Genomic DNA, 25,516 nt, shown 5'->3' with positions numbered 1-25,516 from the left:
ATGGATCAATTAACCACAGATGTGTGCATAGCAGGTCGAGGGCCTGCTGGCATTATCGCGGCAAGACAACTTGTGTTGGCTGGATTCTCCGTCATCATCATTGACAACCCGAGCCATAAAATACATAAATTCGGTGAAACACTACCTGGCTCAGCAATTCGATTATTAACGAAGCTTGGTCTTCAATCTGTGATTGAAGCTTTACAAAAGGATCAGAATCTTCATCAAGATTATTCACCACGTGTCAGTGGAAATATGTCCTTTTGGGGCAGCGAAACTGCATTATTTACGGACGCTCTGCAAGATCCCTATGGCTTTGGACTGCGTATAGATCGGCAAGTATTTGATGCGCTTTTAGCCCAACACGCACAAATTGATAAAATACCGCAATTCAGTACCAACATTTTAGATTTAAAAAAAATTGATAATAACTGGAATGTTCATTTGGAATGTGGCACTTCAATCTCAGCAAAATGGATAATCGATGCAACAGGTCGAAGTGCTAAAATAAGTCGTCTATTGGGTATTGAACGTCATCGAGGAATCCCTTTGGTTGCGTTGTATCGTAGTTGCACACCTGAAAAAAATATTTCATTCAATAAAACAATCATTTCTTCCGATAAAAATGGATGGCTATATGCAGGTAAAATTTCAGAATCCCACTGGGTTATGGGTTACCACACCACTCCTAAAACAGCATCTACATTGCATAATAATGCGCAGAACTGGAACAGTATACTTGGGAAAAATACAACAATCTCAGGTCTGTTAGGTCACTTAGAACTAAAAAAAGATATCTATGCTCATGACGTTCGCAGCGCTTGGCTAAAACAAGGATTAGGCGATGGTTGGATTGCTTGTGGTGATGCATTACTGGCATTTGACCCTATTGCAGGACAAGGCTTGTTTAATGCGATTTATACAGGTATGAAAGCAGTCGAAAACATTATTCAATCTGCAAAAGATAAGCACTCACAAGCACAGTACCTAGCAGAAATAAATCGGGTGATAAAAACTTATGAAAACCGCCGATATGCTTTATACAAACAAGAGCAAAGATGGTTAAATAGCGCCTTTTGGAAAGCGCATCAAACAACCACTGACTAATATAGACCTAACAGTCACCATAAGTATGGCAATCAATTAGATAATCGTATGACACCAACCCAAATTCTTTTCATTAGAATAAGCACTTTGCTCAACGGTTTTATGCTAAGGAGCATATAAATGTTTGATTTTATGCCATTGATGCGTTTTAGTTTATTGTGCTCGATTGCTCCAATACTCGTTGCTGTGAGTGGATGCGCTCATACTCATCAAAAAACAAATATTGTAGCCAACACACACAGTATCCCTTATCCAACCATTGATACGGAATTAGGTGAAAAGTTACAACCAAACGAAAAGATTCTGGCTGAACAAATATCTGAGCAGATTGGACAAAGTATCCGCCAGCAATACGCAGCAGGCCATGCGTTGCGAGATGCACATCCTAAAGCTCACGGCTGTGTTCGGGCAGAATTCCATGTCTCAAAATCCTTGCCATCAAATTTAGCTAAGGGAATTTTTATACCTGATAAGACCTATTCAGCATGGATTCGTTTCTCCAATGCTTCAGGAGATGCCACTAAAGCTGACTATAAGAAAGATGCCCGTGGTATGGCAATAAAAATTCTAGGAGTTCCAGGCAAAAAGATCATGGAAAATGATGATCAAGCAATGACACAAGATTTTATTATGATTAATCATCCTGTATTTTTTGTGGATAACCCTCAACGCTATTTATCTTTTATACAGGATATAAATAGTGAAAGTACGCTCAAAAAATTACAGATCCCTTTTGCTCTCGGTTTTCAGGGAACCATGAATGCTTTTAGAGCAAGTAATTCAAAAATTTCGAATCCTTTACAGACCCGATATTGGTCCATGGTTCCCTACCAATTAGGACTAGGCACTGAACGGCAAGCTGTTAAATATTCAGCAAGATCTTGTTCTCAAAATTTAACCACCATCCCAAATCAACCAAGTCATGATTTTTTAAGAGAAGCTCTTCGCAATAGTTTAGAAAAAGATGATGCATGTATGGAATTTCTTATCCAACCTAGAACATCAGATAAAATGCTCGTCGAAGACTCAATGACCGAATGGAAAGAAAGCCAAGCTCCATTTTATCAAGTTGCAACGATCTATATACCTTAACAGACCTTTGATACACCTAATCAAAATGAATTTTGTGAGAATCTTTCATTCACACCTTGGCATTCTCTACCTGAGCACAGACCTTTAGGTGCCATAAATAGATTGCGTAAAGTGATTTACGAGAATATTAGTACGATTCGACATGAAATGAATTCTGCTGAAAGAAAAGAACCTCAATGAACCATTCTATTCGTTAATCTTTTCCATTACCCAGAAATAGTAACCTCATTCTGACCATCTCTTGGGAATTTACATTCACCTGTAAATTCTTGAGCATTTCCGTGCTCATTTTCCGCACAAAACTCTAAGTAAAGATATACGTCTCCAGTTTTTTTATTTATATAATAATTGCCGTTGAGACTATTATTAAAACTGACTGTCTTTTTCTTCCTTACATAGGAAATCACTAAGGATTTGCACTCTTCAATTAAGTTCTCTTTATTTAAGTTAATTTCTGATATCCGTATAAAAGAAGAGCTTTTACTCAAATTATTTTCATCATCTTGATTAACATTCTCAATTAAATTTTGCTCTAAACCACTTAGAATATTAGAGTCTTTACTCTTATAATCTTCAAAACTTTCACATCCCAATAAACATAGAAGCGTGGTGAAAGCTAAGATATTCTTCACTTAAATAATCTATGAAATTAAAAAGTGTAAGATAGCAAAAATAATAAGAGATGACAAAATAAAAATAACTAAAGATGCTCCCCTTAATAAAATCTCGTTATTTTAGGATTCGTGCGATGATAGGAAAATTAAATTCTATTCAAAATATTAAAGATTATTTTTATTTCATTTAGCTGATATTTGAAAAATATTAGCTTTCATTTCCTTTTTTCATCTAAATCAGATGTACTATTTAATGCATTTAATTATGTAAATTTCCATAAAAAATTATCATCTTATTATTAGTTATTTATTCCTCATTGATAATAATTAAATCTTCAATCGATGGCTAAATATTTATTTGTACATATTTACTTTATTTTTTAATAACATAATCATTATTGATGGATGAATCATCCTATCTGATTTTATGACTGTTATCACCAACGTTTTATATTTCTTTGAATGTCATACTGTCTAAACCATAATGACTGTAGTGGCTAGATTAGCCGCTACGCCAAAGTTGCTGACGAAAAATGCCTATTCCCCTACTTGAGCTATTAGTTTTAATGCCTACACAACGCTTACATAAATTTAATCAATAAAAAAGCACTTACAATTAGTACATGTAAGTGCTTGATATATATGGTGGGCCCACCGTGACTTGAACACGGGACCAACGGATTATGAGTCCGCTGCTCTAACCAACTGAGCTATAGGCCCTAAACTTAAATCATATTTTATGTATGATTAATGCTGCCTGATCTTAGTTAAATTTAACTTAAATTACAAGCAGATGATTTTATCAAATTACTAAAAATAATGTTAAAAATCATAAACTGCGCTGATTCTATCTGATCTTTACAGCTTGAGTAAAGATCATATTGCACTATTTTGATCATTAAAAAGACATCCAAATTTCTTTTTATCTGGTGTTTTCGGATATGTATTTTCCTGAAAACTCGTATTACACTGCTGCCATTCATTGCCTATGATGACGAACATGAGAAAAATTTTAGGAAAATCTATTTTTAAAGCAACAGGTTGGGAATACAAGGTTGATCCAACCATTTTAGAAAAGAAACAAGTCATTATTGGATTTGAGCATACCTCAAACTTAGATACGATCCTCTCCCTCGCTTTATTTGAAATATTAGAACTTAAAATTCATACCCTGATCAAAAAGGAATTATTCAAAGGTCCTTTAAAACCAATCTTAGAACGTTTAGGTGGTATTCCAGTCGACCGCAAAGCCAATAAAGATATTGTGACGCAAATGGTTGAACTGTTTAACCAAAATGACAGCTTTAATCTAGTGATTGCACCTGAGGCAACACGTGCGAAAGATGGGGAAGAGCGCAAACCCATCCGCACGGGTTTTTGGCATATTGCCAAAGCAGCCAATGTGCCCATCATTTTGATGTATGCCAATGCTCGTACCAAACAAGGTGGTATCTTGGGTAAAATCTACCCGACCGATCTGCAACAGGATCTGGAAAAAATCAAAGCGCTTTATGCTGAATATGATATTGATGTCAAAATTAACTAAAACATTCAGTCTATTTGATCAATTTTTGAAACTTGATCAAGATTTTAAATTTTGAATTTAGGGTACGAGAGTTTTCAACAAAACCATCGCTATGCTAATATTCCTGCACTTTTTTAAGTTTTAATTTTTTGGAGTTACTTCCATGGCGGGTCATTCTAAATGGGCCAATATTAAGCATCGTAAAGCGAAACAAGATGCGAGTCGCGGTAAAGTTTTTACTAAATACATCCGTGAAATCGTGACTGCTGCACGTTTGGGCGGTCCGGATGCGGCGAGTAACCCTCGTCTGCGTGCTGTTGTTGAAAAAGCACTTTCAGTGAATATGACACGTGACACGATTAACCGTGCAATCCAACGTGGTGCTGGCGGCGAAGATAATGATGATTTAAAAGAAATCACCTATGAAGGTTATGGTGTTGGTGGCGTTGCAGTTATCATTGAAACAATGACAGATAACTTAAACCGTACCGTTCCAGATGTACGTCACTGTTTCAGCAAAACCAACGGTAATTTGGGGACCAATGGTTCTGTTGCCTACTTGTTTACCAAGCGTGGCGAAATTTCTTTTGAAGATGTTTCTTTAGAAGACAAGATCATGGACATCGCATTAGAAGCGGGTGCTGATGATATCGAGATCGATGAAGACAGTATCTTGGTGATTACTAGCCCAGAGAGCTTTGGTGATGTTCAGGATGCACTTACAGCAGCAGGTTTAAAATCTGACAATGCTGAAGTTGTGATGAGCCCATCGACTAAAGCTGAAATCACAGATATCGATCAAGCAAAACAAATCTTGAAAATGATTGATATGCTTGAAGATCTTGATGATGTTCAAAACGTTTATACCAACGTTGAATTCTCTGAAGAAGTATTAGCTCAACTTGATGCCTAATACGTTCTGATGATCAAAAAATGCATCTTTTTAGATGCATTTTTTTATAATTTATTTAAAAGTTTATAGCAGTTAAAAACATTGTATTCTTTGATCACAAAGCTTGAATGCAGTGCAACTACGCTATCAATCTTACCAATACGACGTAATAAGATTTCACTATAGTCATCCATATTACGCGCCACCAATTCCAAGATAAAATCAGCACTCTGCCCTGTCACTAAAAAGGCATTGGTCACTTCTGGAATATCTTCAAGTTCTTGCAAGAACTTATCAAAAGTTTCACTGTCGTGTTTGCTTAATGAAACCTGCAACAGAATATGTAAGCTAAAACCAAGTTTATTAAAATTAATTTCGCGTTTGAGCTGTCCCATCACTTGGGATTCAATCAAATTTTTAATACGACGATGCACAGAACTTACAGAAAGATTAATACGCTCTGATAGCTCATTCAGATTGACATCTTCATGGGTTAAAATTTCAAGAATCTGTTTATCAAAACGATCCAATTCCATTCTACAGTTCTCACTCTAAATTTATGTTTTTATCGGAACTGCGCACTCAGTAATTTTTAAGGGTCAAGGGAAAACATTCGTTTAACTTTTGACGATGCTGCATGGATAACGCAAACATGATTCCGATAAACTTGTGGTTTATCTCTGTCTCAAAGCCGAAACAAGACCTTTTGAGCAACTGTTCAACTGATCTCCCAATAGTTGAACAACTCGTTTCGATCCCCATCACACCCTGAAACATAAGATAACAAAGCCTTTTTATAATTATTTCCCTCTTTTCAGTTTTTTTAAAGTAAATTTGGCAATAATTTCTAATATTTTCTGCTTAAAACGAATTTTCTTTTAAAAATTAATTTTATTCCCTAATTATTTTTTGCTTTATCGATCATTTTTCTATTTTCTTTCTCATAAAAAAGCCCCGATTATTTTCAATCAGGGCTTTTACTTGCAGAATATTTTACAAACCACGCCAATCAACTCGCGCATTCCGCTCAGTGGCGTAAATCCGCTGTACGTATTGTCCAATCGGCAGGTCGAGTAAATAGTCATAATATTGTTTCAATTCGCTATTAAATTGTTCAATATCATCACTCTCCAATTCCCACGGCGTACCTTTAATCACCAGTAAAGGCGCGAGAATAGAACACACTGCAATATCAGCTAAACCAAGACGATCACCTACCAAATAACGTCCTTGATTATCGATCAAACGCTGATTGAGATCAGTAATCAACTCAGTCATACGTAACTTCGATTGAGCGACTTTTTCAGGGTTCAACTTGTAATTGGTTGAGACCAGACTTTTTAAAATTGGTTTGGAAATTTTTTCAAACTGACGTAAATAGCCTTGTTCACCCATCATGATTTCAAGTGGATGATCACCCACTGACAGCGCATGGGCCAAAGACCAACGGCGTACATGAACACCGAGTTCATCTGCCAGCTTGTCAATTTCTAAAGCTTGCTCACGTAATTGCTCATCACGTCTCAATAAGGCATGTTCAGGATATGTCGTATCAAGATATAAAGCGATTTGTGTTGAATCAGCAACCCAGCGCTTATCATCTTTCAGCATAGGCAATAAATATTGCCCAGACTTTAGATAGGTAAATGCGCGATGGAAACCTGGAATTAAATTATGTGCCACATAGTCCAATTCCTTATGATCTAACAACCAGCGAGCTTTTTCGCAATAGTGAGATAAAGGAAATTGGTATAAAACCCGCATAGACTCTCCAAATTTATTTTTCTACTCGATCAAACATAAGGTTTTCCCTACTTTAGAAGTAAAAGCTAATGAATACAATGTCCTTTTCGCTCGATCTTTTTTAATTTTGGCGAAGTATCTTTATAAATTTTCGTGGTGAGAATATTCCTTTCTTTCATAGAAAAGGACTTTTTATACTGTTTAATAAATTAACAACCATCTCAAGTTATTGTTTTTAATCGCTATTTAATATTAATTTTTCTGTTATTTTTCTCATAAAAAATGCTTAGGAATTATTGTGATATACAAGCCATAACTGATGGTTTAGTTGAAAAGTAAAACTTTTGTAAAGTGTCTCTTATCTATTAGAGGTGCTCACATGTCCAGTAATCAATCAGTGATCCAAGCTCAAACACAACTGATTTCAAATGATCAGCAGGCCATCAATGCTGCCTATCAAGTTGCTGACTTTGCATTAGAAGATCGAAATGATCGAGATCAAAATCGTATTTTACCCACCGAACAAATCATTCATTTTAGTCAAAAAGGTTTAGGTGGAATCCGTGTACCACAACAATACGGAGGGGCTTTTGTCTCCAATAAGACCTTGGCACATGTGTTTCGTATTTTAAGTAAAGCCGATGCCAATGTCGGACAAATTCCACAAAACCAGTTTGGTCTTTTAAATTTTATCAATATCACAGGTTCAGATTCACAAAAACAGTTCATCTATACTGAAATTCTTGCAGGCAAACGCATTGCCAATGGTGGGCCTGAGAAAAACTCGAGAGACACCAAAGCCATTCAAACGACGCTAAATTTTGAACATGATAAATATTTTTTAAATGGTGAAAAGTTTTACTCGACTGGAACTAGCTTTGCAGACTGGTTAGCCATCCGTGCACTCCATCCTGAAGGTTATACCGTATTGGCAATCGTTGATCGTCATGCCGAAGGCGTGGAAGTGATCAATGACTGGAATGGCTTTGGGCAACGCACCACAGCCAGTGGTACAGTCAAATTAAACAATGTTGAAGTTGATCCTGCATTGTTTTTTGATGAACGCATCATCGCCGATACTCCTAATGTTCGCGGTGCGTATTCTCAGCTCTTACAAGTCGCGATTGATGTAGGAATTGCCGAGGCAGCATTTGATGACACGTTGTCCAGCATTCGAAAAGCCAGACCGATCATCGATTCAGGTGTAGAGAAAGCCAGTGAAGAACATTACACCCTGCAAGAAGTCGGAAAGCTTAACATCCTACTCGATGCAGCCATTTTATTACTCGATGATGCTGCCGAATATCTGGATGAACTAGATCAACTCACTGAAATCTCTGCCGAGCAAGCTGCTCGTGCCTCAATTTTAGTGGCTGAAGCAAAAATCTATGCCAATGATGCTGCCCTGCATATCTCCGAGAAACTACTGGAACTTGGTGGCAGCCGCGCCAGTCTGAGCCAGCATAATCTTGATCAACACTGGCGCAATGCCCGCGTGCACACCTTACACGATCCTGTGCGTTGGAAATTCCATGCCATCGGTGACTATTACCTCAACGGTACGCACCCTGCCCGCCATGCCTGGATTTAAGGAGTAAATCATGACCTCATACCAAGAATTACAAGGTTTTGCCAAAACCAATCTTAAAACAGCACATATCATTCGAAGCGATGCGGAAGCACTGGACATTGCCACACAACTGAGTCAACAGTTTAAACAAGCTGCTGTAGAACGCGATGCCAATCGAAACTTACCGTTCACTGAAATCGAAACCTATAGCCAGTCTGGTTTATGGGCGATTACCGTACCTAAACAGTATGGCGGTGCAGAGGTTTCCAGCCTCACCGTAGCCAAAGTCATTGCCCTGTTTAGCGGTGCGGATGGTTCGATTGGACAAATTCCACAAAATCACTTCTATGCATTGGAAGTACTGCGAAATACAGGCACAGAAGCACAAAAGAAACGTCTCTATCAAGAAGTTTTACAAGGCGCTCGTTTCGGTAATGCACTGGCTGAATTTAAAACTCGCACTTCAGCCCATAAGCAAACCACATTGATTCCAAGTGAAAACGGCTATCTGATTCAAGGAGAAAAGTTTTATTGCACAGGCAGTCTATTCGCCCATCGTATTCCAACCTTAGTGGTGGATGAAGCCGGTAATGAGTTTCTAGCTTTTGTACAACGCGACAGCCAAGGCCTTGAGCTGATTGATGACTGGTCTGGTTTTGGTCAACGCACCACAGGCAGTGGCACAGTCAAGTTTAATCAGGTCTTCGTTGCCAAAGAAGATGTCATTCCTTTTGATACCGCTTTCAAACAGTTGTCTTTGGTCGGACCATTTGCACAAATCATGCATGCTGCGATTGAAGTTGGGATTGCCCGTGCCGCATTTGAGGAAACACTACAACGCGTGCGTGTGGCTCGCCCCTGGATTGATGCCAATATTGAATCAGCAACTCAAGATCCATTAACTCTGTCTGAATTGGGTCGCGTAGCAACTGATGTTAAAGCCAGTGAACTATTACTCAAACAAGCAGCTCAATCAGTTGATATCGCTAAACAGGAACTCAATGCAGAGAACTTAGCCAAAGCCTCAATTGATGTCGCCAAAGTTCGTGCGCATAGTACGGAAACCGCCTTAAAAGCATCTTCTAAATTGATTGAATTGGCAGGCAGCCGTGGCAGTCAACGTGCAGATGGTCTCGATCGTCATTGGCGAAATGCACGGGTACATACCTTGCACGATGCCGCACGCTGGAAATATTACTTTATTGGCAATTATGTCCTGAACGGTATCTTACCACCACGCCGAGGGACACTGTGATGAGTCAAAATCTCCCGAAGAAAATTTTACTGAATGCTTTTGATATGAACTGTGTTGGTCATATCAATCACGGTTTATGGACCCATCCGCGTGATCAATCACATCGCTTTAATGAACTGAATTATTGGACTGAATTGGCACAAACCTTAGAACAAGGTTTGTTTGATGGTTTATTTTTAGCTGATATTACGGGCGTTTATGATGTCTATCAAAATGGTATCGATCTGACCTTAAAAGAGTCGATCCAGTTGCCTAGTCATGATCCCTCGACCCTGATTTCAGCAATGGCCTTGGTGACACAGAATTTAAGCTTTGGCGTGACCGTCAATCTAAGCTATGAACAGCCCTACCAATTTGCACGCCGTTTTGCCAGTCTTGATCATTTAACCCGAGGTCGTCTCGGTTGGAATATTGTCACAGGTTATCTGGATAGTGCCGAACGCCTGATTGGACAAAAAGGCTTAAAAGATCATGATGCGCGTTATGATCAGGCCGAGGAGTTTCTACAGCTTTGCTATCAATATTGGGAAGGTTCTTGGGAAAATGATGCCTTAAAGAAAGATAAGCAACAGCGTATTTTTACTGATCCAAACAAAGTCCACTCGATCAATCATCAAGGGCAATATTACCAAAGCCAAGGTGTATTTCAGGTGGCGCCGTCGGTACAACGTACCCCAACATTATTTCAGGCAGGTGCTTCACCGAAAGGACTACAGTTCGCCACGCGTCATGCAGAATGTATTTTTATTGGCGGTGATCAACCTGAAAAAATACGTCAGCAAGTCAATAAGATACGACAGCAGGCTACGCAACAAGGTCGTGATGCGCATGGCCTTAAGATCTTTGTCGGGATTACCGTTGTTGTGGCTGAAACACACGAACTCGCACAACAAAAACTGGCTGAATATCGCCAATATGCCAGCCCTGAAGCAGGTTTAGCCCATTATGCCAGCTCAGTCGGTATTGACCTTGCCAAGTTTGCTGATAATGAAGCGATTCCCTATCAAAAAAGCAACAGCATTGCTTCCGTCAATGAAAAATTTAAAGAACAGCGTATCAGTAAAAATGACCTGAAAGCCCAACATGTTCTCGGTGGACGTTATCCTCTCATCGTCGGCAGTGGTACTGAAGTTGCTGAATATCTGATTGAGCTGCTTGATCAGACAGGCATCGATGGTTTTAACCTGACCCGTACCGTTGCGCCTGAATCACATCATGATTTTATTCGACTGGTGATCCCAGAGTTACAACAACGTGGGCGTTATAAAACTGAATATGCAACAGGTTCACTGCGTAACAAACTGTTTGCTCAAGGCGATCATTTAGCCGCAAGCCATCCTGCCGATCAGTTCCGGTGTAGAACGCATAACAACACCGATGATCTAAAAAGAATTGAAGAAATTAGTGCTTAGCACTTACACGTTTAAGAATAGAATTGGAGAAATAAATGGCTCAAACTACCTCAAAAAAATGGTTAGGTATTGGCCTTGTCGTTGTTATCGCAATTATCGCGTTATTCATTTGGAATAAACAAAGACACAATAACAGCAGTGAACTAGTGATTGGTATTAGCCCTTCGTTTGCACATCCCCTACAAGTCGCTGCGGATGAAGCCAAACAACAGGGTTTAAATGTGAAATTGGTGGAATTTTCCGATTGGAATACGCCGAACATTACCTTAAATCATGGTGACATTGATGCGAACTTTTTCCAGCATCAACCATTCTTGGATAATGCGATTAAGGAAACGGGGTTTAAATTAAAATCCTTTGCTGCAGGTGCGGCTTCACATGTAGGACTGTATTCCAAAAAATATAAAAGTTTTGATGAACTCCCAAATGGCGCAACGGTTGCCATTCCCAATGATCCCGTGAATCAAGGTCGTGCATTACTGCTTTTACAACAAGCTAAGCTGATTGAACTTAAAGACAGCAATAATCACCTTTCTGCACTAAAAGACATTACTGCAAATCCGAAAAACCTGAAATTTACCGAAGTTGAAGGTCCTCAAACTGCACGTGCCATTGATGATGTTGATTTAGCTTTTGGCTATCCACATTACTTACGCTTGGCAAAAACGGCTGATCCTGAAAGTGCCTTACTGTTTGATGATAATACCAACAAGCGTTATGCGATTTTATTTGTGGTGCGTGATAACTATCAAGATAAAGACAACAAACTACAGAAATTTGTCGAGATTTATCAAAACTCGCCGAAAGTCAAAGCCGCATTAGACAGCGATTTTGGCCCAACACTTTGGTTCCCTGGCTGGAAGTAAGGAGAACAATGATGGTGAGTTTTGGATCACAGGTTGATTTTTCAGTTCCACATCTGAAAATACGCGGCTTAAATAAATTTTATGAAATACAGGGCCAACGCCTACATGCCTTAAAAGACATTAATCTCGATATTCCTAAAGCGCAGATTGTCGGCATTATCGGTAAAAGCGGTGCGGGTAAATCATCACTTATTCGTACCTTAAATGGTCTGGAAGCAATTGATACAGGCAGTATTTTGATTCACCAACAAAATATTGCTGAACTGAGTCATGCTGAGTTGATCAAAACACGACAAAAAATTGGCATGATTTTTCAGCATTTTAATTTAATGTCTGCCAAAACCGTATGGGAAAATGTGGCTTTACCGCTGCGTATCGCAGCTTATGACAAGGCTGAAATTGAACAACGGGTTAATGATGTACTGACACTAGTTGGATTAAGTGCCAAACATCATGATTACCCTGCCCAACTCTCAGGTGGGCAGAAACAACGTGTCGGTATCGCCCGTGCTTTGGTTTCTCAGCCTGAAATCCTGCTCTGTGATGAAGCAACGTCGGCACTCGACCCCGAGAGTACTGCCAATATCCTTGCTTTGTTAAAACAGATCAATCAAGACTTGGGTTTGACCATTGTTTTGATCACGCATGAAATGCAGGTTATTCAAGAGATTTGCGATCAAGTGGTAGTGATTGATCAAGGGGAAATTGTTGAAGCTGGGCAAGTCTGGTCAGTATTTTCAGATCCCCAACAACAAATCACGCAAGAATTACTCAATCTTGAAAAAGTGAACTTACCCTTTGAACTGAGCCAAACCCTTGACCAGCACACCACCCATCAGATTTTAAAATTGAAATACGCAAGTGAATCGAAATCGGTTCCTGATTTATACGAATTGCTTGGTGGTTTTAATAGCCCAGTTCAGATCTATCACAGTCAAGTGGACACCATTCAACAACAAACCATTGGCTCACTGGTGATTGGTATTGGCAACCTTGAATTTGACTTAAATGACGCACAATTTGAAAAACATCCTGTAATTACACAACTTGAGGTGATCGGATATGCACAATCAGCTCATTGATTTACTACTGACAGGAACAATCGATACTTTAGTGATGGTCGGTGTTTCAGCCATTTTTGCATTTTTGATTGGTTTACCGATTGCCTTGATTCTCGTCAGCACTGCAGATTTTGGTATTTATCCATCCAAGAAAATTAACCAGTCATTAGGTTGGGTGATTAACATTACCCGTTCAGTCCCCTTCCTGATTTTAATGGTGGCATTAATTCCGTTTACCCGTTGGATTGTCGGCACCAGTTATGGTGTGTTAGCCGCAATTGTACCTTTAACCATTGCCGCAATTCCTTTCTTCGCCCGTATTGCAGAAGTCAGTTTACGTGAAGTCGATCAAGGCCTGATTGAAGCAGCACAAGCGATGGGCTGTAATCGTAAACAAATTCTTTGGCATGTGTTACTTCCAGAAGCCTTACCAGGGATTATTGCAGGCTTTACCGTGACCATTGTCACCATGATCAGCTCTTCTGCCATTGCCGGTGCGATTGGTGCAGGTGGACTCGGTGATATTGCCTATCGTTATGGCTATCAACGTTTTGATATGCAAGTGATGTTGGCCGTCATCTTGGTATTGATTGTCTTGGTCATGCTCGTCCAAAGTACAGGCGATAATATTGCCAAACAGCTCGATAAACGCAAAGTTTAATGTCGAATTGATAATCCGCTCGAGCCATGACTTTGTCATGGCTTTCATGTAAAATCAGCAGCAATTTTTAAATAACACATTTGTGAGTGGTTTCATGGGTTTTAATTGCGGTATTGTTGGTCTGCCAAACGTAGGTAAATCTACATTATTTAATGCATTAACAAAGGCAGCGATTGCTGCTGAAAACTTTCCATTTTGTACCATTGAACCGAATACAGGGATTGTACCTGTTCCAGATCCACGCTTAGATAAACTTACAACAATTGTTAAACCACAACGTGTTATTCCGACTACGATGGAATTCGTTGATATTGCAGGCCTCGTTGCAGGTGCATCAAAAGGTGAAGGTTTGGGTAACCAATTCCTTGCCAATATCCGTGAAACAGATGCCATTGCACACGTGGTACGTTGCTTTGAAGATGAAAACGTCATTCATGTGAATGGTAAAATTGACCCATTAGATGATATCGCAACGATCAATACCGAACTTGCACTTGCGGATCTTGATACTGTTGCAAAAGCTTTGCTACGTTTGACTAAAGCAGCAAAAGGTGGTGACAAAGAAGCGCTTGCAACCAAAGCGGTTTTAGAAAAAATTCAGCCTTTGCTTGATGAAGGCAAACCAGCACGTGCGGCTGATCTTTCTGATGACGAACGTAAAGCTGTTCGCGGTTTCGGTTTAATGACGCTTAAACCAACCATGTATATTGCCAACGTAGCAGAAGATGGTTTTGAAAATAATCCACACCTTGACGCAGTAAAAAAACTTGCTGCTGAAGAAAATGCCATTGTTGTTCCCCTTTGCAACCAGATCGAAGCTGAGATTTCATTATTAGAAGATGAAGATCGCTCTGAATTCCTTGAAGCAATGGGTATGGAAGAACCTGGTCTAAACGTGGTGATTCGTGCAGGTTATAGTTTACTTGGCTTACAGACCTACTTCACTGCAGGTGTACAAGAAGTTCGTGCTTGGACCGTTAAAGTCGGTGCAACTGCGCCACAAGCAGCTGGTGTCATTCACACTGACTTTGAGAAAGGTTTTATCCGTGCAGAATGTGTTGCATATGATGACTTCATTCAATACAACGGTGAAAACGGTGCCAAAGAAGCAGGTAAATGGCGTTTAGAAGGTAAAACTTATGTCGTTCAAGACGGCGACGTATTGCATTTCCGTTTTAACGTTTAAATCAGTATTGTGATAGCTAAACCGCCAATAATGCGCTTATTGGCGGTTTTTTATTGAGTAGCCTGAACGTTTAAAAGCATTTATTGCTTAAATAAAAAAGCCAACACCGAATAGTATTGGCTTCCTCTTACTGAAATAGTTAATTTAAGACACTGTTTGCGGCTTCATATCCATTTCAGCACGTTTCATTTGCGCTTCTTTTAAAATACGCTCATGTAAAGGCTTACGGAATCCGAGCAAGAAAACAAATTCTGCCAGCACAAATAATGGTCCGATCGCCAAACCAATCAAATCGTCAACAAAGGCAGGTTTTTTCTTCTCAAAATAATGACCGATAAATTGAAATACCCACCCCACCACAAAAATACCAATACTGGCACCTAACCAACTCCACATTGGTAAAGCTGCAATTTTGACAGCGAATGGATAAACCAATACGAATAAAATCAGCATGAGAATGCCGAATAGTTTATCTAGTGAAATATAATAGAGTGTACTGAGAACGATCAGCACCAGTGCTAAGGTAATTGAAACACCTGAAATGTCCACACCTGCACGGGCAGTTAAGCATAAAGTGGAAAAAACAATTAACGGAATCCCCACAAAATGGGTCACTATATTACTTCGATCTAAGTGATAAGCCGCATACTGGCTGAGCAGACGTTCCAAATTTGTCATTTCTCATTCCTCATATAATTCGTTTATGCTGTTAATCTATAAGAAATATCAATGTGAAGTTGTCATGTAGCTGACATATGGATCTATTTTTAACAAAGGAAATGTTGTGCTAGACCCAATTTATATCGAACATTTGCAGCAAAACGCTTGGTTTAGTCATCTGGCTGAACCCTTTCAAAAATTTATTATTGAGCGTGGCAAGAAATATATCGTTGAAAAAAATGCTGCGGTGTTTAGTGCTCAAGATATTTTTGACGGTGTTTATGGTGTTTTGGAAGGTTCCATCAGCCTAGGTTATATCGATGTGAATGGTAATGAAGCGATTGCCGCCATTGCAGAGCCGATCATGTGGTTTGGTGAAATATCACTCATCGATCAACAACCCCGTTCGCATGATGCAATTGCATTGAAAAAGAGTGTCGTGCTACAAATTCCTGCCCTGCCTTTACATGATTTTTTGCTACAAAATCCTTATTATTGGTACTACTTCGCTTTACTGACCAGTCAGAAATTACGTTACGTCTTTTTAGAGCAAATTGCGATTCAAACGCAGAGCATTAGCCAACGTCTGGCACAGCGTCTATTATTTATCTTAGAAGGTTATGGCAACCGTTCCTTTATCCAAGATTTTCATATTCAAATCTCACAAGACCAATTGGCCAATATGCTGACCGTATCAAGACAAACAGTGAATCAGGAATTGAACCTGTTCGAGAAACAGGGAGTCATTCATTTAGGATTTAAAAAAATTGAAGTGATTGATCTTGATGGACTCAGAAAGCTGGCAACAGTGGGTCATCTCAAAGAATAAGCATAGAATCTTTTTATTTTAAATCGCTAAGTAATGCTATTTTTGCAATATGCTTCTAAACTTAAACATAAATTAAAAGACAAACTCTTACTATAAAATGCTACGCATGCTCTAAAATATTTCACAAAATCAATCTGCTTTATTGACTTCAATCCATCTACATTAAAGCTAAGCACTATCGCTTATCCGATGCAGATGACAATCATGAGAAAAATTGCAACGATTCTAACCTCAGGTTTATTTACCGTATTAAGCGCTAGCGCATTTGCCTGCCCAAAAGGAACCCAACTCCAAGGTGGTACAGGACCAAATCATAAAGGTGGAAAATGTGTGGCCGCTGGTGTAGTCAAAACCAAGAAAGAAACAGTCAAAGCGACAAATACTGCTAAAAAAGAAGCGATCAAAACCAAAGATACAAGTAAACACGAAGCCATGAAAGCTGCGTCTGATACCAAGAAAGTGACCAGTACTACTGCAAGCAAAGCAAAACAGGAAGCAGCCAAGACAGTAAAAACATCATAAGTGAGTGATAACTTTAACCATAAAAAAGCGAGATTTATGATCTCGCTTTTTTATTGCTATCAAATTATTTCGGTGAGGTATTTCCTAAAGCAGGATTATCAATTGCATCCTTACACTGTGCTTTATCACGCTCATAATCAGCCTGCTTTTGAGTAGACGCATTGGCATTGTCTTTTACATCACGTGCCCATGTATCCAAGCTGGTGAGTGCTTTACGGCAAAGTGCATACTTCCCTTCCGTCACTGAGTCAGTCATTTTGACATTGATACGCCAATCTGTACTGAGTTGACGTAAAGGCTTCCTGACTTGTTCTTCAATCTCAGCAACTTGCTGATCATAAACAATCGAATCAATGTCATTAATCAACTTCCATGCTGCATTGGCATAGGTTGTTGCATCATTGTTGAGTTTTGGCGCAGGTTTGATTTCTACCTTTTCTTTTGGCTCATTATTTGAGTTTCCGCAAGCAGCCAATAAAAACGCACTGCATAACAGGATTGCAGCTACAGGAGAGTTTGAATTAAACATAGCAAATCGCCGAGGAAACATTTGGACATTATGCTAGTCAATTTGGGAATAATTCTCAATGTTTGTTACTTATTTACTCAGCAGAATGCCTTTTACTCTAAGCATTTGATTTTATAGTCTTGTTCAGCATAAAGTCAGACTTGTCCATATATATAAAATTAAAACTCAGAGAAGGAAGAAATCCACAATGTCACAAATCAAGATTTATGCCTTAAAACCCACGATTGAGCAGTTTAGGAATCAACTTTCTCATGCCATACATCAAGCGCTAGTGGAAAGTTTGAATTATCCCATCGAAAAGAAATTTCAGCGTTTTATTGCACTAGAAAAAGAAGACTTTATCTATCCGAATGATCGTAGTCCGCACTATCTGATTATTGAAATTTCTATGTTTGAAGGCAGAAGCACTGAAGCAAAAAAACGCTTGATTCAAAGCATTTTTACTTATGTCCAGCAGCAATGTGGGATTTCAACCCAAGACATTGAAATCACAATTTTTGAAACGCCTAAATGTAATTGGGGGATTCGCGGACAAAATGCAGATGAATTACTACTCAATTATCAGGTCAATGTTTAAACAGACAAATCAACATTCAAGTGCTATTTTCTGTCTAACAAAAACCATGTTTTTTGTGTCATATAAGCTTAATTCAGCAAAAAGTTCTGCTATGCTTAAACGCAAATTACTCAGGATAGGATTATTCGCATGAGCGTCACTCTAGGAACTCCACTTCAATCTTCTGCATTTAAGGTTTTACTGTTAGGTTCTGGAGAGCTAGGTAAAGAAGTTGTGATTTCTTTACAACGCTTGGGTGTCGAAGTTCATGCTGCGGATCGCTATGATCATGCACCAGCGATGCAAGTAGCTCATCATGCTTATACCCTGAATATGGCGGATCCAACTGAGTTAAAGCAACTGATTGAAAAGATCAAACCAAATTTAATTGTTCCTGAAATTGAAGCAATTGCGACTGAAGTTTTAGTTGAAATTGAACAAAGCCAAACTGCAACAGTGATTCCATCGGCTAAAGCTGTTAACCTCACCATGAACCGTGAAGGAATTCGTCGTTTAGCAGCAGAAGAACTTGGCTTACCGACCTCTGCCTACCGCTTTGCCAATACCTTGGAAAGCTTCCGCGCTGCCTGTGATGACATCGGTTATCCAAACTTTGTAAAACCAGTAATGTCTTCTTCAGGCAAAGGCCAATCACGTGTAAAAAGTTTTGATGAAGTGGATGCTGCATGGGAATATGCAATGCAAGGCGGTCGTGTCAATCAAGGCACAGTGATTATTGAATCGCAGATTGATTTTGATTTTGAAATTACCCTACTCACCGTTCGTGCCAAAAATCCAGAAACTGGCGAGATCGAAACACATTTTTGTGATCCGATTGGACACCGCCAAGATGCAGGCGACTATGTCGAAAGCTGGCAACCACAGTTAATGACACCTGCTGCCCTACAAGAATCAAAACGCATTGCCAATAAAGTCACTGTTGCTTTAGGTGGTTGTGGTATCTTCGGTGTAGAACTATTTATCAAAGGCGATAAAGTCTGGTTTAGCGAAGTTTCTCCTCGTCCACATGACACAGGTCTGGTGACTTTGGCTTCACAGTTCCAAAGTGAATTTGAATTGCATGCACGTGCAATTTTAGGTTTGCCCGTGAATACAGCTCGTCATAGTGTTGCTGCAAGCGCGGTGATTTATGCGGGTGTTGATGCAAAAAATTTAAGTTTCACTGGCTTGAATCTTGCTTTAGCCAATCCAAACACAGACTTACGTTTATTTGGTAAACCTGAAGGTTTTAAACGCCGCCGTATGGGCGTTGCAACTGCCCGCGCAGAAACAACTGATCTTGCGCGTGAACTGGCTCAGCAGGCTGCAGACCAAGTGAGTGTACAAACCAACGCTTAAGATCACCTTTCGTTGCCATCATTATAACTTCCCCTCTTGATTTAGAGGGGCTTTGATAGAAGACTAGCTTTATGATCAAGACCTCTCCATTGCTGAACTACGTCACCAGTCTTCATGATATTCAAGCCATTAACCAATGGCGTAAGGATGTAGAACAGCAATTACAGGAGAGTTATGAAAATGGACAACCCATTCGTGAAGTGATTGGCGCACGTTCAGACTCCATTGACGAAGCGCTGATTTTTCTTTGGAATCATGCAGGCCTTGACCAAACAGAGTTGGGCTTATTTGCAGTCGGTGGTTATGGTCGCCATGAAATGCTGCCATATTCAGATACCGATATCATGATTTTATCTGAAGATGATATCAACGAAGAACAAGAAAAACTGATCTCAACTTTTATTTCTTCCTTATGGGATGTGGGTAATTTCAAACCAGGGATCAGTGTTCGGACCATTCAGAATTGTGTCGAACAAGCCATTAACGATTTAACCGTTGCGACCACGCTGATTGAAGCTCGTCTGATTATGGGCAACGAGCAGTTGGCAAAATGGCCACGCCGTATTGTGGCGCAAACATGGACGGATAAAACCTTCTATGATGCCAAAATGGTCGAGCAAGCCAAACGCTATGCACAGCATAATAATACGGAAAGCAACCTAGAGCCCGACATTAAAAATGCTCCGGGGGGTATTCGTGATATTAACCAAATTGGTTGGATTGCCAAACGCCATTTCCGTGTCAATCGTATTTATGATCTGGTTCATTTGGGTTTTATCACTGAATTTGAGTTGGGTGTACTGGAAGAGGCTGAAAGCTTTTTGTGGGAAATCCGTACCCATTTACACCGTTTAGCAAAGCGTGATGAAAACCGCCTGTTGTTTGAATATCAACGTGATATTGCAGCAAAATTTGGCTATGTTCGTGAAGAAGGCCAACCGGTTAATTTTGCGGTTGAACAGTTCATGAAGCGTTACTATCGAACTGCACAACAAGTCTCAACACTGAATGAAATGCTACTGGCCTATTTCAATGAGTCGGTGATTACACCGCGTCTGCCTGATTATGAACGTGACATTATCGAGATTAATGAGCGTTTTAAAATTGTCGATGGCAAACTTGCCGTTCAACATCATAAAGTATTTTCTGAAGAGCCAAGTGCGATTTTAGAATTGTTCTTTCTGTTGGCAAATCGTCCAGAAATTACGGGTATTCGTGCCCGTACTTTGCGTCTACTGGTGCTTGCAGCAAAACGAATTGACCAACGTTTCCGCGATAATCCAGAACATCAAGCCTTGTTTATGTCGATTATTCGCTCGCCGCACCTCTATGACACTATGGTGGCGATGAAGCGTTACGGTGTTCTTGGTAATTACATCCCTGCCTTTGGACAAATTACAGGATTGATGCAATACGACTTATTCCATATTTATACCGTCGATGCGCATACCCTTCTGCTCCTTCGTAATTTAAGTCGTTTTAAAGAACCTGAATTTGCGAAAGAATTCCCCGTGGTGAGTTCGGTATTCCAACGTATTGCCCGCCATGACATCGTCTATATGGCTGCAATTTTCCATGACATTGCCAAAGGTCGTGGTGGTGATCATAGTGAACTTGGGGCACTTGATGCGATTGAATTCTGTCGTACCCATGGTTTTACTGAGCGTGAATGCAAACTGGTTGCGTGGCTGATTAACAATCACTTATTGATGTCGCTCACTGCACAGAAAAAAGATATTTCCGACCCAGATGAGGTTAGAGAATTTGCTGAAAAAGTCGGCGATATGGAGCATTTAGATTATCTCTATACCCTGACCGTTGCAGATATTAATGCAACTAATCCAAAACTGTGGAATACATGGCGAGCTTCGTTAATGCGTCAGCTGTATACCTATGCACGTGACGTGATCCGTTCAGGTTTGGGCCGCCCAGTCGACTATCAAATGCTGATCGAGGACACCAAATTTGCTGCCAGTGAACTGTTGGTGAATGACTTTTCGCTTGCTGAAGTGGAGAAAGTTTGGCAAGAATTGGGCGATGAATACTTTGTCAAAGAATCGGCCAATGAAATTGCATGGCATACCCAAGCCATTCTACAACACGGCGATAATCCAGAACCATTGGTGTTATTGCGTGCACACCGTAATGCTGCGGACGATGCAGTTCAGATCTTTATCTACACCCGCGATCAGCCAAACTTATTTGCCACAACGGTGGCCGTGTTAGACCGTATGAATCTTGATGTTCAAGATGCACGTATTATTACGGCTTCGACCTCATTCAGTCTCGATACTTACTTAGTGCTTGACCGTTTTGGTACCTTGTTGACGGATCCTGATCGCGAACGCAAAGTAAAAGACGCTTTGATTGATGCATTGAGCCATTCAGATCAGTATCCAGGTATCATGCAACGCCGTATCCCACGTCATTTACGCCATTTTGATGTGCAGAATACCGTGGATATCGTCCTCAACCCGACCTTACAGCAACACATGGTCGAAATCTCGACGCTCGATCACCCAGGTCTATTGGCACGTATTGGTGGCCTATTTATGCTGCAAGGTTTGGATATCCATTCTGCACGAATTGCCACGCTGGGCGAACGTGCGGAAGATATTTTCTTTGTCACCAAGAAAAATGGTGTCTTGCTCACCGATGAAGAAGTGAAAACTTTTGCGGAAAGCTTAAAAGCCGCTTTAGATGAAGCATCGAATCAAATTTGTAATCCATCTTAAATTTTATTGTTTGGTAACTGTTTAAATGAACTCTAGCTTGTCGTTATTGCATCCCTATCCTTTTGAAAAGTTAAATCAACTTTTTAAAGATGTGCAACCTGCCAATTTACCATTGATTCCCTTATCAATTGGTGAACCAAAACATCCAGCGCCAGAGTTTGTTAAGCAAGCCATTATTGATAACTTTGCTCATCTATCGACCTACCCAAATAGTAAAGGCCTACCCGAACTACGCCAAAGTATTGCACAGTGGCTGACAAATCGCTTCCAGTTGAATCAGATTAGTGCAGAAGATCATATTCTGCCTGTTTCTGGTACTCGTGAAGGCATCTTTTCATTTGTTCAAGCACTGATTAAGCGTGAAGAGGCACCCTATGTGGTGATGCCAAATCCGTTCTATCAAATTTATGAAGGTGCAGCCCTGCTTGCTGGTGCAAAACCTTATTTCATTAACTGTACCGAAGAAAATGGTTACTTAGGTGACTTTGATGCGGTTCCAGCGGAAGTATGGGAAAAGACAGCTTTACTATTTGTATGTACCCCTGGCAATCCAACAGGAACAGTACTTTCAAAAGAGCAATTTAAAAAATTGCTTGCACTTTCGGATCAATATGATTTTGTAATCGCATCGGATGAATGTTATTCGGAACTTTGGTTTGATCAAGCACCGATTGGACTTTTAGAAGTCTGCGCTGAAATGGGCCGTGATGATTATAAAAATTGTATCGTGTTCCATTCACTTTCTAAACGTTCCAACTTACCAGGCATGCGTTCTGGTTTTGTTGCGGGTGATGCAGCCCTATTGAAACCATATTTGCAATACCGCACTTATCACGGTGCTGCGATGCCCGTACAAAATCAACTGGCTTCTATTGCAGCATGGAATGATGAAGCGCACGTTGAAGAAAACCGTCAGCAATATCGTGCCAAATTTGATTTATTCCAGTCTGAACTCGGTCACTTATTGCCGTTACAAAAACCAGATGCAGGCTTCTATTATTGGTTAAAAGTGGATAATGATGAGACTTTTGCCAAAATGTTGATGGAAAAGGCGCATATTAAAGTTTTACCGGGTCGTTATCTGTCTCGTGATACAGAACAAGGGAATCCAGGTGAAGGTCATGTGCGCATGGCTCTTGTTGCAGATTTGGCCCAGTGTGAAGAAGTGGTCAAACGACTAAAAGCTGTTTTATAGAATTTTATTGTTTTAATTAAAAAGGCTAAATCCAATTGGATTTAGCCTTTTTATTATATTAGAGATAAAGTTTACCACTTATAGTTTACGCGTAAATCGACTGAACGACCTGCGCCATAGTAGCAATAAAAAGAACAAGCGCTCACATACTTTTTATCAGTTAAGTTTGTCGCATTAACTTGAACATCTAACTGCTCATTTAACGGATAACTTGCCATTGCATCTACCAAAGTATAAGACTTCACCTCATAGTCTGGATAATATTGCTCATCATTGGTACTTCCCACATAACGAACACCTGCACCTAAACGCAGTCCATTCAGGAAAGTTGCATCCGTAAATAAATAGCTAAATTTAGCAGCAATCTGATCATTTGGAATTAATGGTGTACGAATAGTTTTTCCACCGTTGAGGTCCTGTTTTGAATCATTATGGGTATAAGCAAGTTGGGTAGATAGGTTATCCGTCAACTTTAGATCAGCCTGAAGTTCAACACCTTTATTGGTACGCTTTCCTGCCTGTGATTGCACATTAGAAGCATCACTCACCAACGCATTTTTCTCAGTTAAATCAAAATATGCCAGTGTGATTTGCCCATTTATCCAATCTGGAGCATATTTAATACCTGCTTCATACTGTTCACTCTCATAAGGCTTATAAAAACGCCCTTGTCCATCTTTACCTGTAGATGGCCTAAATGATGTTGAATAGTTTAAATAAGGTGAAATATCCAACGGTGCGTGATACATCAGCCCTGCATTATAACTAGTATGATTCACATCATAAGCTTTGCTATTATCAACAGTTGATTCAGCTTGATCGTGACGAATCCCAACATTCACATCCACAAGATCATTAATATTGGCTTGGTTAGCAAGATAGAAACCTAATTGTTCAGTTTTAAGATTATATGGAGATCCTGTCACGGCAAAATCTGGCGTATGTACAGGATTAAACATATCGATTTGTGGAACTGAACCAAAACCGTTGTTTACACCATCAATCTTATTATGTTGGTAATCCATACCAAGCATGACCTTATTTGAAACTGACCCAAAATTAAAATCTTTAACGAGGCGGTTATCAACGGAATAAGTATCAGAAGTCCCATTGGTATAAGAATATCCGCGACGGGCTAAACGATCACTAATAATTGCAGGATCTTCATCCCATAATTTCACACGAGAATCATTATATGCAAATGTCGTTAATTGATTTAAATCGAGACGTCCCCAACGGAAATTTTGACTCGCAATCAAACCATTTTCAAACTCATGAGAAAACTCATAACCAATCGAGGTTTGTTCAAGTTTTGAATAATCTCTTTCAGGTTCACCTAAATTAGTTTTAGGATTAATTTTACCGTAAGGCGTATCTAAAACCGTTCCGTACAAAGGCAAAAAGCCAGAAGTCGGCACGCCATCTTTTTTCAGAAAACTGGTCAACAACGTAAAATGTGTACGATCCGTAATATCCCATGCAAAGCTTGGTGCAACATAATAATGATCCATCTCTGAACCTTTTTGCTGACCATCTGCCTGACGGAACAAGCCAACCAAACGATAACGGACATCATCAGTTATTACGCCACTATAATCAGCGCCAATCTCACGTTTATCTAGGCTACCAACCGAATAGGTCACCTCACCTTGTGGGACCAATTTAGGACGCTTAGACACTAAATTTACATTACCGCCTGGCTCTGATGCGCCATAATTAAATGAGCTCGCGCCTTTAACAATTTCTAAACGCTCTAAGCCATAAATTTCAGGCTCCCAAACAAAGAATCCGTTCGGCGCTAAGGCAGTCCCATCAAGAGTCTGACTGGCATCAAAACCACGGATCTTAAACCATTGAGATTTATTATCTTTGCCATAAGGCTGAGCTAATATTCCAGCCTCATAAAATAAAGCATTATCTAATTTATCTGCACCACTCTCTTTAAGCTGTTGCGCATCAATAATACTTGTTGAGAGTGGCTGTTTAAGCAATTCCCCACCATCTTTAGCAGCAGAACCAACAATGACTATGGTAGGTAAAGTTTGTGTTTCTGTTTGTGAATCTTCAGCGTAAACTGAAGTTACCCCGTGACATGAAATACATGCCATCATCAGCACTAATGGTTTAAGTTTTCCATCCATAATCTT

At 39.8% G+C, this 25,516-nt stretch carries 22 protein-coding genes, 1 tRNA gene and 1 pseudogene; 17 read left to right on the top strand and 7 right to left on the bottom strand.

The features are described from left to right. Together F887_RS10635 and F887_RS10640 are read left to right on the top strand one after the other, a co-directional pair. Positions 1 to 1,107 carry an FAD-dependent monooxygenase gene (locus tag F887_RS10635; RefSeq protein ID WP_005293318.1) on the top strand — a complete coding sequence of 369 codons (1,107 nt, stop codon included), beginning with the start codon at positions 1 to 3 and terminating at the stop codon, positions 1,105 to 1,107. A 120-nt stretch (positions 1,108 to 1,227) separates the two neighbouring features. Further along, positions 1,228 to 2,379, top strand: a pseudogene (locus F887_RS10640) (catalase family protein). Positions 2,380 to 2,405: 26 nt separating this feature from the next. Here the strand turns inward: F887_RS10640 and F887_RS10645 are convergent. After that, the gene (locus F887_RS10645; RefSeq protein WP_005293312.1) at positions 2,406 to 2,831 is read right to left on the bottom strand and encodes a hypothetical protein; all 426 of its coding nucleotides are present in this window, start codon (positions 2,829 to 2,831) and stop codon (positions 2,406 to 2,408) included. Between the two features lie 625 nt (positions 2,832 to 3,456). Next, positions 3,457 to 3,533 (bottom strand) — tRNA-Ile (locus F887_RS10650). 268 nt (positions 3,534 to 3,801) lie between these two features. Here F887_RS10650 and F887_RS10655 point away from each other — a divergent pair. After that, complete coding sequence (locus F887_RS10655) at positions 3,802 to 4,359, top strand: 1-acyl-sn-glycerol-3-phosphate acyltransferase (RefSeq protein ID WP_005293309.1); 558 nt, start codon at positions 3,802 to 3,804, stop codon at positions 4,357 to 4,359. Between the two features lie 142 nt (positions 4,360 to 4,501). Continuing rightward, complete coding sequence (locus F887_RS10660; RefSeq protein ID WP_005293306.1) at positions 4,502 to 5,251, top strand: YebC/PmpR family DNA-binding transcriptional regulator; 750 nt, start codon at positions 4,502 to 4,504, stop codon at positions 5,249 to 5,251. A 44-nt stretch (positions 5,252 to 5,295) separates the two neighbouring features. On the opposite strand, the gene F887_RS10665 is transcribed toward F887_RS10660, so the two are convergent. Both F887_RS10665 and F887_RS10670 read right to left on the bottom strand, forming a co-directional pair. Next, positions 5,296 to 5,766, bottom strand: coding sequence for an Lrp/AsnC family transcriptional regulator (locus tag F887_RS10665; protein WP_004771770.1), 471 nt, complete (start codon positions 5,764 to 5,766; stop codon positions 5,296 to 5,298). Positions 5,767 to 6,223: 457 nt separating this feature from the next. After that, the gene (locus F887_RS10670; RefSeq protein ID WP_005293304.1) at positions 6,224 to 6,994 is read right to left on the bottom strand and encodes a glutathione S-transferase family protein; all 771 of its coding nucleotides are present in this window, start codon (positions 6,992 to 6,994) and stop codon (positions 6,224 to 6,226) included. A 358-nt stretch (positions 6,995 to 7,352) separates the two neighbouring features. On the opposite strand from F887_RS10670, the gene F887_RS10675 reads away from it, so the two are divergent. From F887_RS10675 to ychF, 7 genes are all read left to right on the top strand, one after another. Further along, the gene (locus F887_RS10675) at positions 7,353 to 8,564 is read left to right on the top strand and encodes an SfnB family sulfur acquisition oxidoreductase (protein WP_005293302.1); all 1,212 of its coding nucleotides are present in this window, start codon (positions 7,353 to 7,355) and stop codon (positions 8,562 to 8,564) included. A 10-nt stretch (positions 8,565 to 8,574) separates the two neighbouring features. Next, the gene (locus tag F887_RS10680; RefSeq protein WP_005293298.1) at positions 8,575 to 9,798 is read left to right on the top strand and encodes an SfnB family sulfur acquisition oxidoreductase; all 1,224 of its coding nucleotides are present in this window, start codon (positions 8,575 to 8,577) and stop codon (positions 9,796 to 9,798) included. After that, positions 9,798 to 11,210 carry an LLM class flavin-dependent oxidoreductase gene (locus F887_RS10685; RefSeq protein ID WP_005293296.1) on the top strand — a complete coding sequence of 471 codons (1,413 nt, stop codon included), beginning with the start codon at positions 9,798 to 9,800 and terminating at the stop codon, positions 11,208 to 11,210. The genes F887_RS10680 and F887_RS10685 overlap by 1 nt, the downstream gene beginning before the upstream one ends. Positions 11,211 to 11,245: 35 nt before the next feature. Next, the gene (locus tag F887_RS10690) at positions 11,246 to 12,076 is read left to right on the top strand and encodes a MetQ/NlpA family ABC transporter substrate-binding protein (protein WP_005293295.1); all 831 of its coding nucleotides are present in this window, start codon (positions 11,246 to 11,248) and stop codon (positions 12,074 to 12,076) included. An 11-nt stretch (positions 12,077 to 12,087) separates the two neighbouring features. After that, on the top strand, positions 12,088 to 13,158 hold the full coding sequence (locus tag F887_RS10695) for a methionine ABC transporter ATP-binding protein (RefSeq protein ID WP_005293293.1): 1,071 nt from the start codon (positions 12,088 to 12,090) through the stop codon (positions 13,156 to 13,158). Further along, positions 13,139 to 13,798 (top strand): methionine ABC transporter permease, encoded by a 660-nt coding sequence (locus F887_RS10700; protein ID WP_005152295.1) that lies wholly within the window; start codon positions 13,139 to 13,141, stop codon positions 13,796 to 13,798. The genes F887_RS10695 and F887_RS10700 overlap by 20 nt, the downstream gene beginning before the upstream one ends. Positions 13,799 to 13,892: 94 nt before the next feature. After that, positions 13,893 to 14,984, top strand: coding sequence for a redox-regulated ATPase YchF (ychF, locus tag F887_RS10705; protein WP_005293291.1), 1,092 nt, complete (start codon positions 13,893 to 13,895; stop codon positions 14,982 to 14,984). 144 nt (positions 14,985 to 15,128) lie between these two features. Here the strand turns inward: ychF and F887_RS10710 are convergent, their stop codons facing one another. Beyond that, entirely contained in the window at positions 15,129 to 15,662 is a 534-nt protein-coding gene (locus F887_RS10710) for an Mpo1 family 2-hydroxy fatty acid dioxygenase (protein ID WP_005293289.1), read from the bottom strand. A gap of 106 nt (positions 15,663 to 15,768) precedes the next feature. On the opposite strand from F887_RS10710, the gene F887_RS10715 reads away from it, so the two are divergent. Next, on the top strand, positions 15,769 to 16,473 hold the full coding sequence (locus F887_RS10715) for a Crp/Fnr family transcriptional regulator (protein WP_005293287.1): 705 nt from the start codon (positions 15,769 to 15,771) through the stop codon (positions 16,471 to 16,473). A gap of 204 nt (positions 16,474 to 16,677) precedes the next feature. Further along, entirely contained in the window at positions 16,678 to 16,995 is a 318-nt protein-coding gene (locus F887_RS10720) for a hypothetical protein (RefSeq protein ID WP_032862829.1), read from the top strand. A gap of 64 nt (positions 16,996 to 17,059) precedes the next feature. Here F887_RS10720 and F887_RS10725 read toward each other — a convergent pair whose 3' ends face one another. Next, the gene (locus F887_RS10725) at positions 17,060 to 17,524 is read right to left on the bottom strand and encodes a hypothetical protein (RefSeq protein WP_005293284.1); all 465 of its coding nucleotides are present in this window, start codon (positions 17,522 to 17,524) and stop codon (positions 17,060 to 17,062) included. Positions 17,525 to 17,711: 187 nt separating this feature from the next. Here F887_RS10725 and F887_RS10730 point away from each other — a divergent pair, with 187 nt between their 5' ends. From F887_RS10730 to dapC, 4 genes are all read left to right on the top strand, one after another. Then, on the top strand, positions 17,712 to 18,101 hold the full coding sequence (locus tag F887_RS10730; protein ID WP_005293282.1) for a tautomerase family protein: 390 nt from the start codon (positions 17,712 to 17,714) through the stop codon (positions 18,099 to 18,101). Positions 18,102 to 18,221: 120 nt separating this feature from the next. Continuing rightward, positions 18,222 to 19,439, top strand: a complete 1,218-nt coding sequence (gene purT / locus F887_RS10735) for a formate-dependent phosphoribosylglycinamide formyltransferase (protein ID WP_171067454.1) — start codon at positions 18,222 to 18,224, stop codon at positions 19,437 to 19,439. 71 nt (positions 19,440 to 19,510) lie between these two features. Next, positions 19,511 to 22,174, top strand: coding sequence for a [protein-PII] uridylyltransferase (gene glnD, locus F887_RS10740; protein ID WP_005293278.1), 2,664 nt, complete (start codon positions 19,511 to 19,513; stop codon positions 22,172 to 22,174). Positions 22,175 to 22,199: 25 nt separating this feature from the next. Beyond that, positions 22,200 to 23,369 (top strand): succinyldiaminopimelate transaminase, encoded by a 1,170-nt coding sequence (gene dapC, locus F887_RS10745; RefSeq protein WP_005293276.1) that lies wholly within the window; start codon positions 22,200 to 22,202, stop codon positions 23,367 to 23,369. A gap of 71 nt (positions 23,370 to 23,440) precedes the next feature. Here dapC and F887_RS10750 read toward each other — a convergent pair whose 3' ends face one another. Next, positions 23,441 to 25,510, bottom strand: coding sequence for a TonB-dependent siderophore receptor (locus F887_RS10750; protein ID WP_005293274.1), 2,070 nt, complete (start codon positions 25,508 to 25,510; stop codon positions 23,441 to 23,443). Positions 25,511 to 25,516: the final 6 nt, after the last annotated feature.

The organism is Acinetobacter sp. NIPH 2100 (genome assembly GCF_000369805.1).
GTDB lineage: Bacteria > Pseudomonadota > Gammaproteobacteria > Pseudomonadales > Moraxellaceae > Acinetobacter.
This window is presented reverse-complemented; position numbering and strand designations above follow the sequence as displayed.

Coding starts and splice junctions, on each gene's coding strand:
- F887_RS10635 (WP_005293318.1), top strand. CDS start 1: ATGGATCAATTAACCACAGATGTGTGCATAGCAGGTCGAGGGCCTGCT.
- F887_RS10655 (WP_005293309.1), top strand. CDS start 3,802: ATGATGACGAACATGAGAAAAATTTTAGGAAAATCTATTTTTAAAGCA.
- F887_RS10660 (WP_005293306.1), top strand. CDS start 4,502: ATGGCGGGTCATTCTAAATGGGCCAATATTAAGCATCGTAAAGCGAAA.
- F887_RS10665 (WP_004771770.1), bottom strand. CDS start 5,766: ATGGAATTGGATCGTTTTGATAAACAGATTCTTGAAATTTTAACCCAT.
- F887_RS10670 (WP_005293304.1), bottom strand. CDS start 6,994: ATGCGGGTTTTATACCAATTTCCTTTATCTCACTATTGCGAAAAAGCT.
- F887_RS10675 (WP_005293302.1), top strand. CDS start 7,353: ATGTCCAGTAATCAATCAGTGATCCAAGCTCAAACACAACTGATTTCA.
- F887_RS10680 (WP_005293298.1), top strand. CDS start 8,575: ATGACCTCATACCAAGAATTACAAGGTTTTGCCAAAACCAATCTTAAA.
- F887_RS10685 (WP_005293296.1), top strand. CDS start 9,798: ATGAGTCAAAATCTCCCGAAGAAAATTTTACTGAATGCTTTTGATATG.
- F887_RS10690 (WP_005293295.1), top strand. CDS start 11,246: ATGGCTCAAACTACCTCAAAAAAATGGTTAGGTATTGGCCTTGTCGTT.
- F887_RS10695 (WP_005293293.1), top strand. CDS start 12,088: ATGGTGAGTTTTGGATCACAGGTTGATTTTTCAGTTCCACATCTGAAA.
- F887_RS10700 (WP_005152295.1), top strand. CDS start 13,139: ATGCACAATCAGCTCATTGATTTACTACTGACAGGAACAATCGATACT.
- ychF (WP_005293291.1), top strand. CDS start 13,893: ATGGGTTTTAATTGCGGTATTGTTGGTCTGCCAAACGTAGGTAAATCT.
- F887_RS10710 (WP_005293289.1), bottom strand. CDS start 15,662: ATGACAAATTTGGAACGTCTGCTCAGCCAGTATGCGGCTTATCACTTA.
- F887_RS10720 (WP_032862829.1), top strand. CDS start 16,678: ATGAGAAAAATTGCAACGATTCTAACCTCAGGTTTATTTACCGTATTA.
- F887_RS10725 (WP_005293284.1), bottom strand. CDS start 17,524: ATGTTTAATTCAAACTCTCCTGTAGCTGCAATCCTGTTATGCAGTGCG.
- F887_RS10730 (WP_005293282.1), top strand. CDS start 17,712: ATGTCACAAATCAAGATTTATGCCTTAAAACCCACGATTGAGCAGTTT.
- glnD (WP_005293278.1), top strand. CDS start 19,511: ATGATCAAGACCTCTCCATTGCTGAACTACGTCACCAGTCTTCATGAT.
- dapC (WP_005293276.1), top strand. CDS start 22,200: ATGAACTCTAGCTTGTCGTTATTGCATCCCTATCCTTTTGAAAAGTTA.
- F887_RS10750 (WP_005293274.1), bottom strand. CDS start 25,510: ATGGATGGAAAACTTAAACCATTAGTGCTGATGATGGCATGTATTTCA.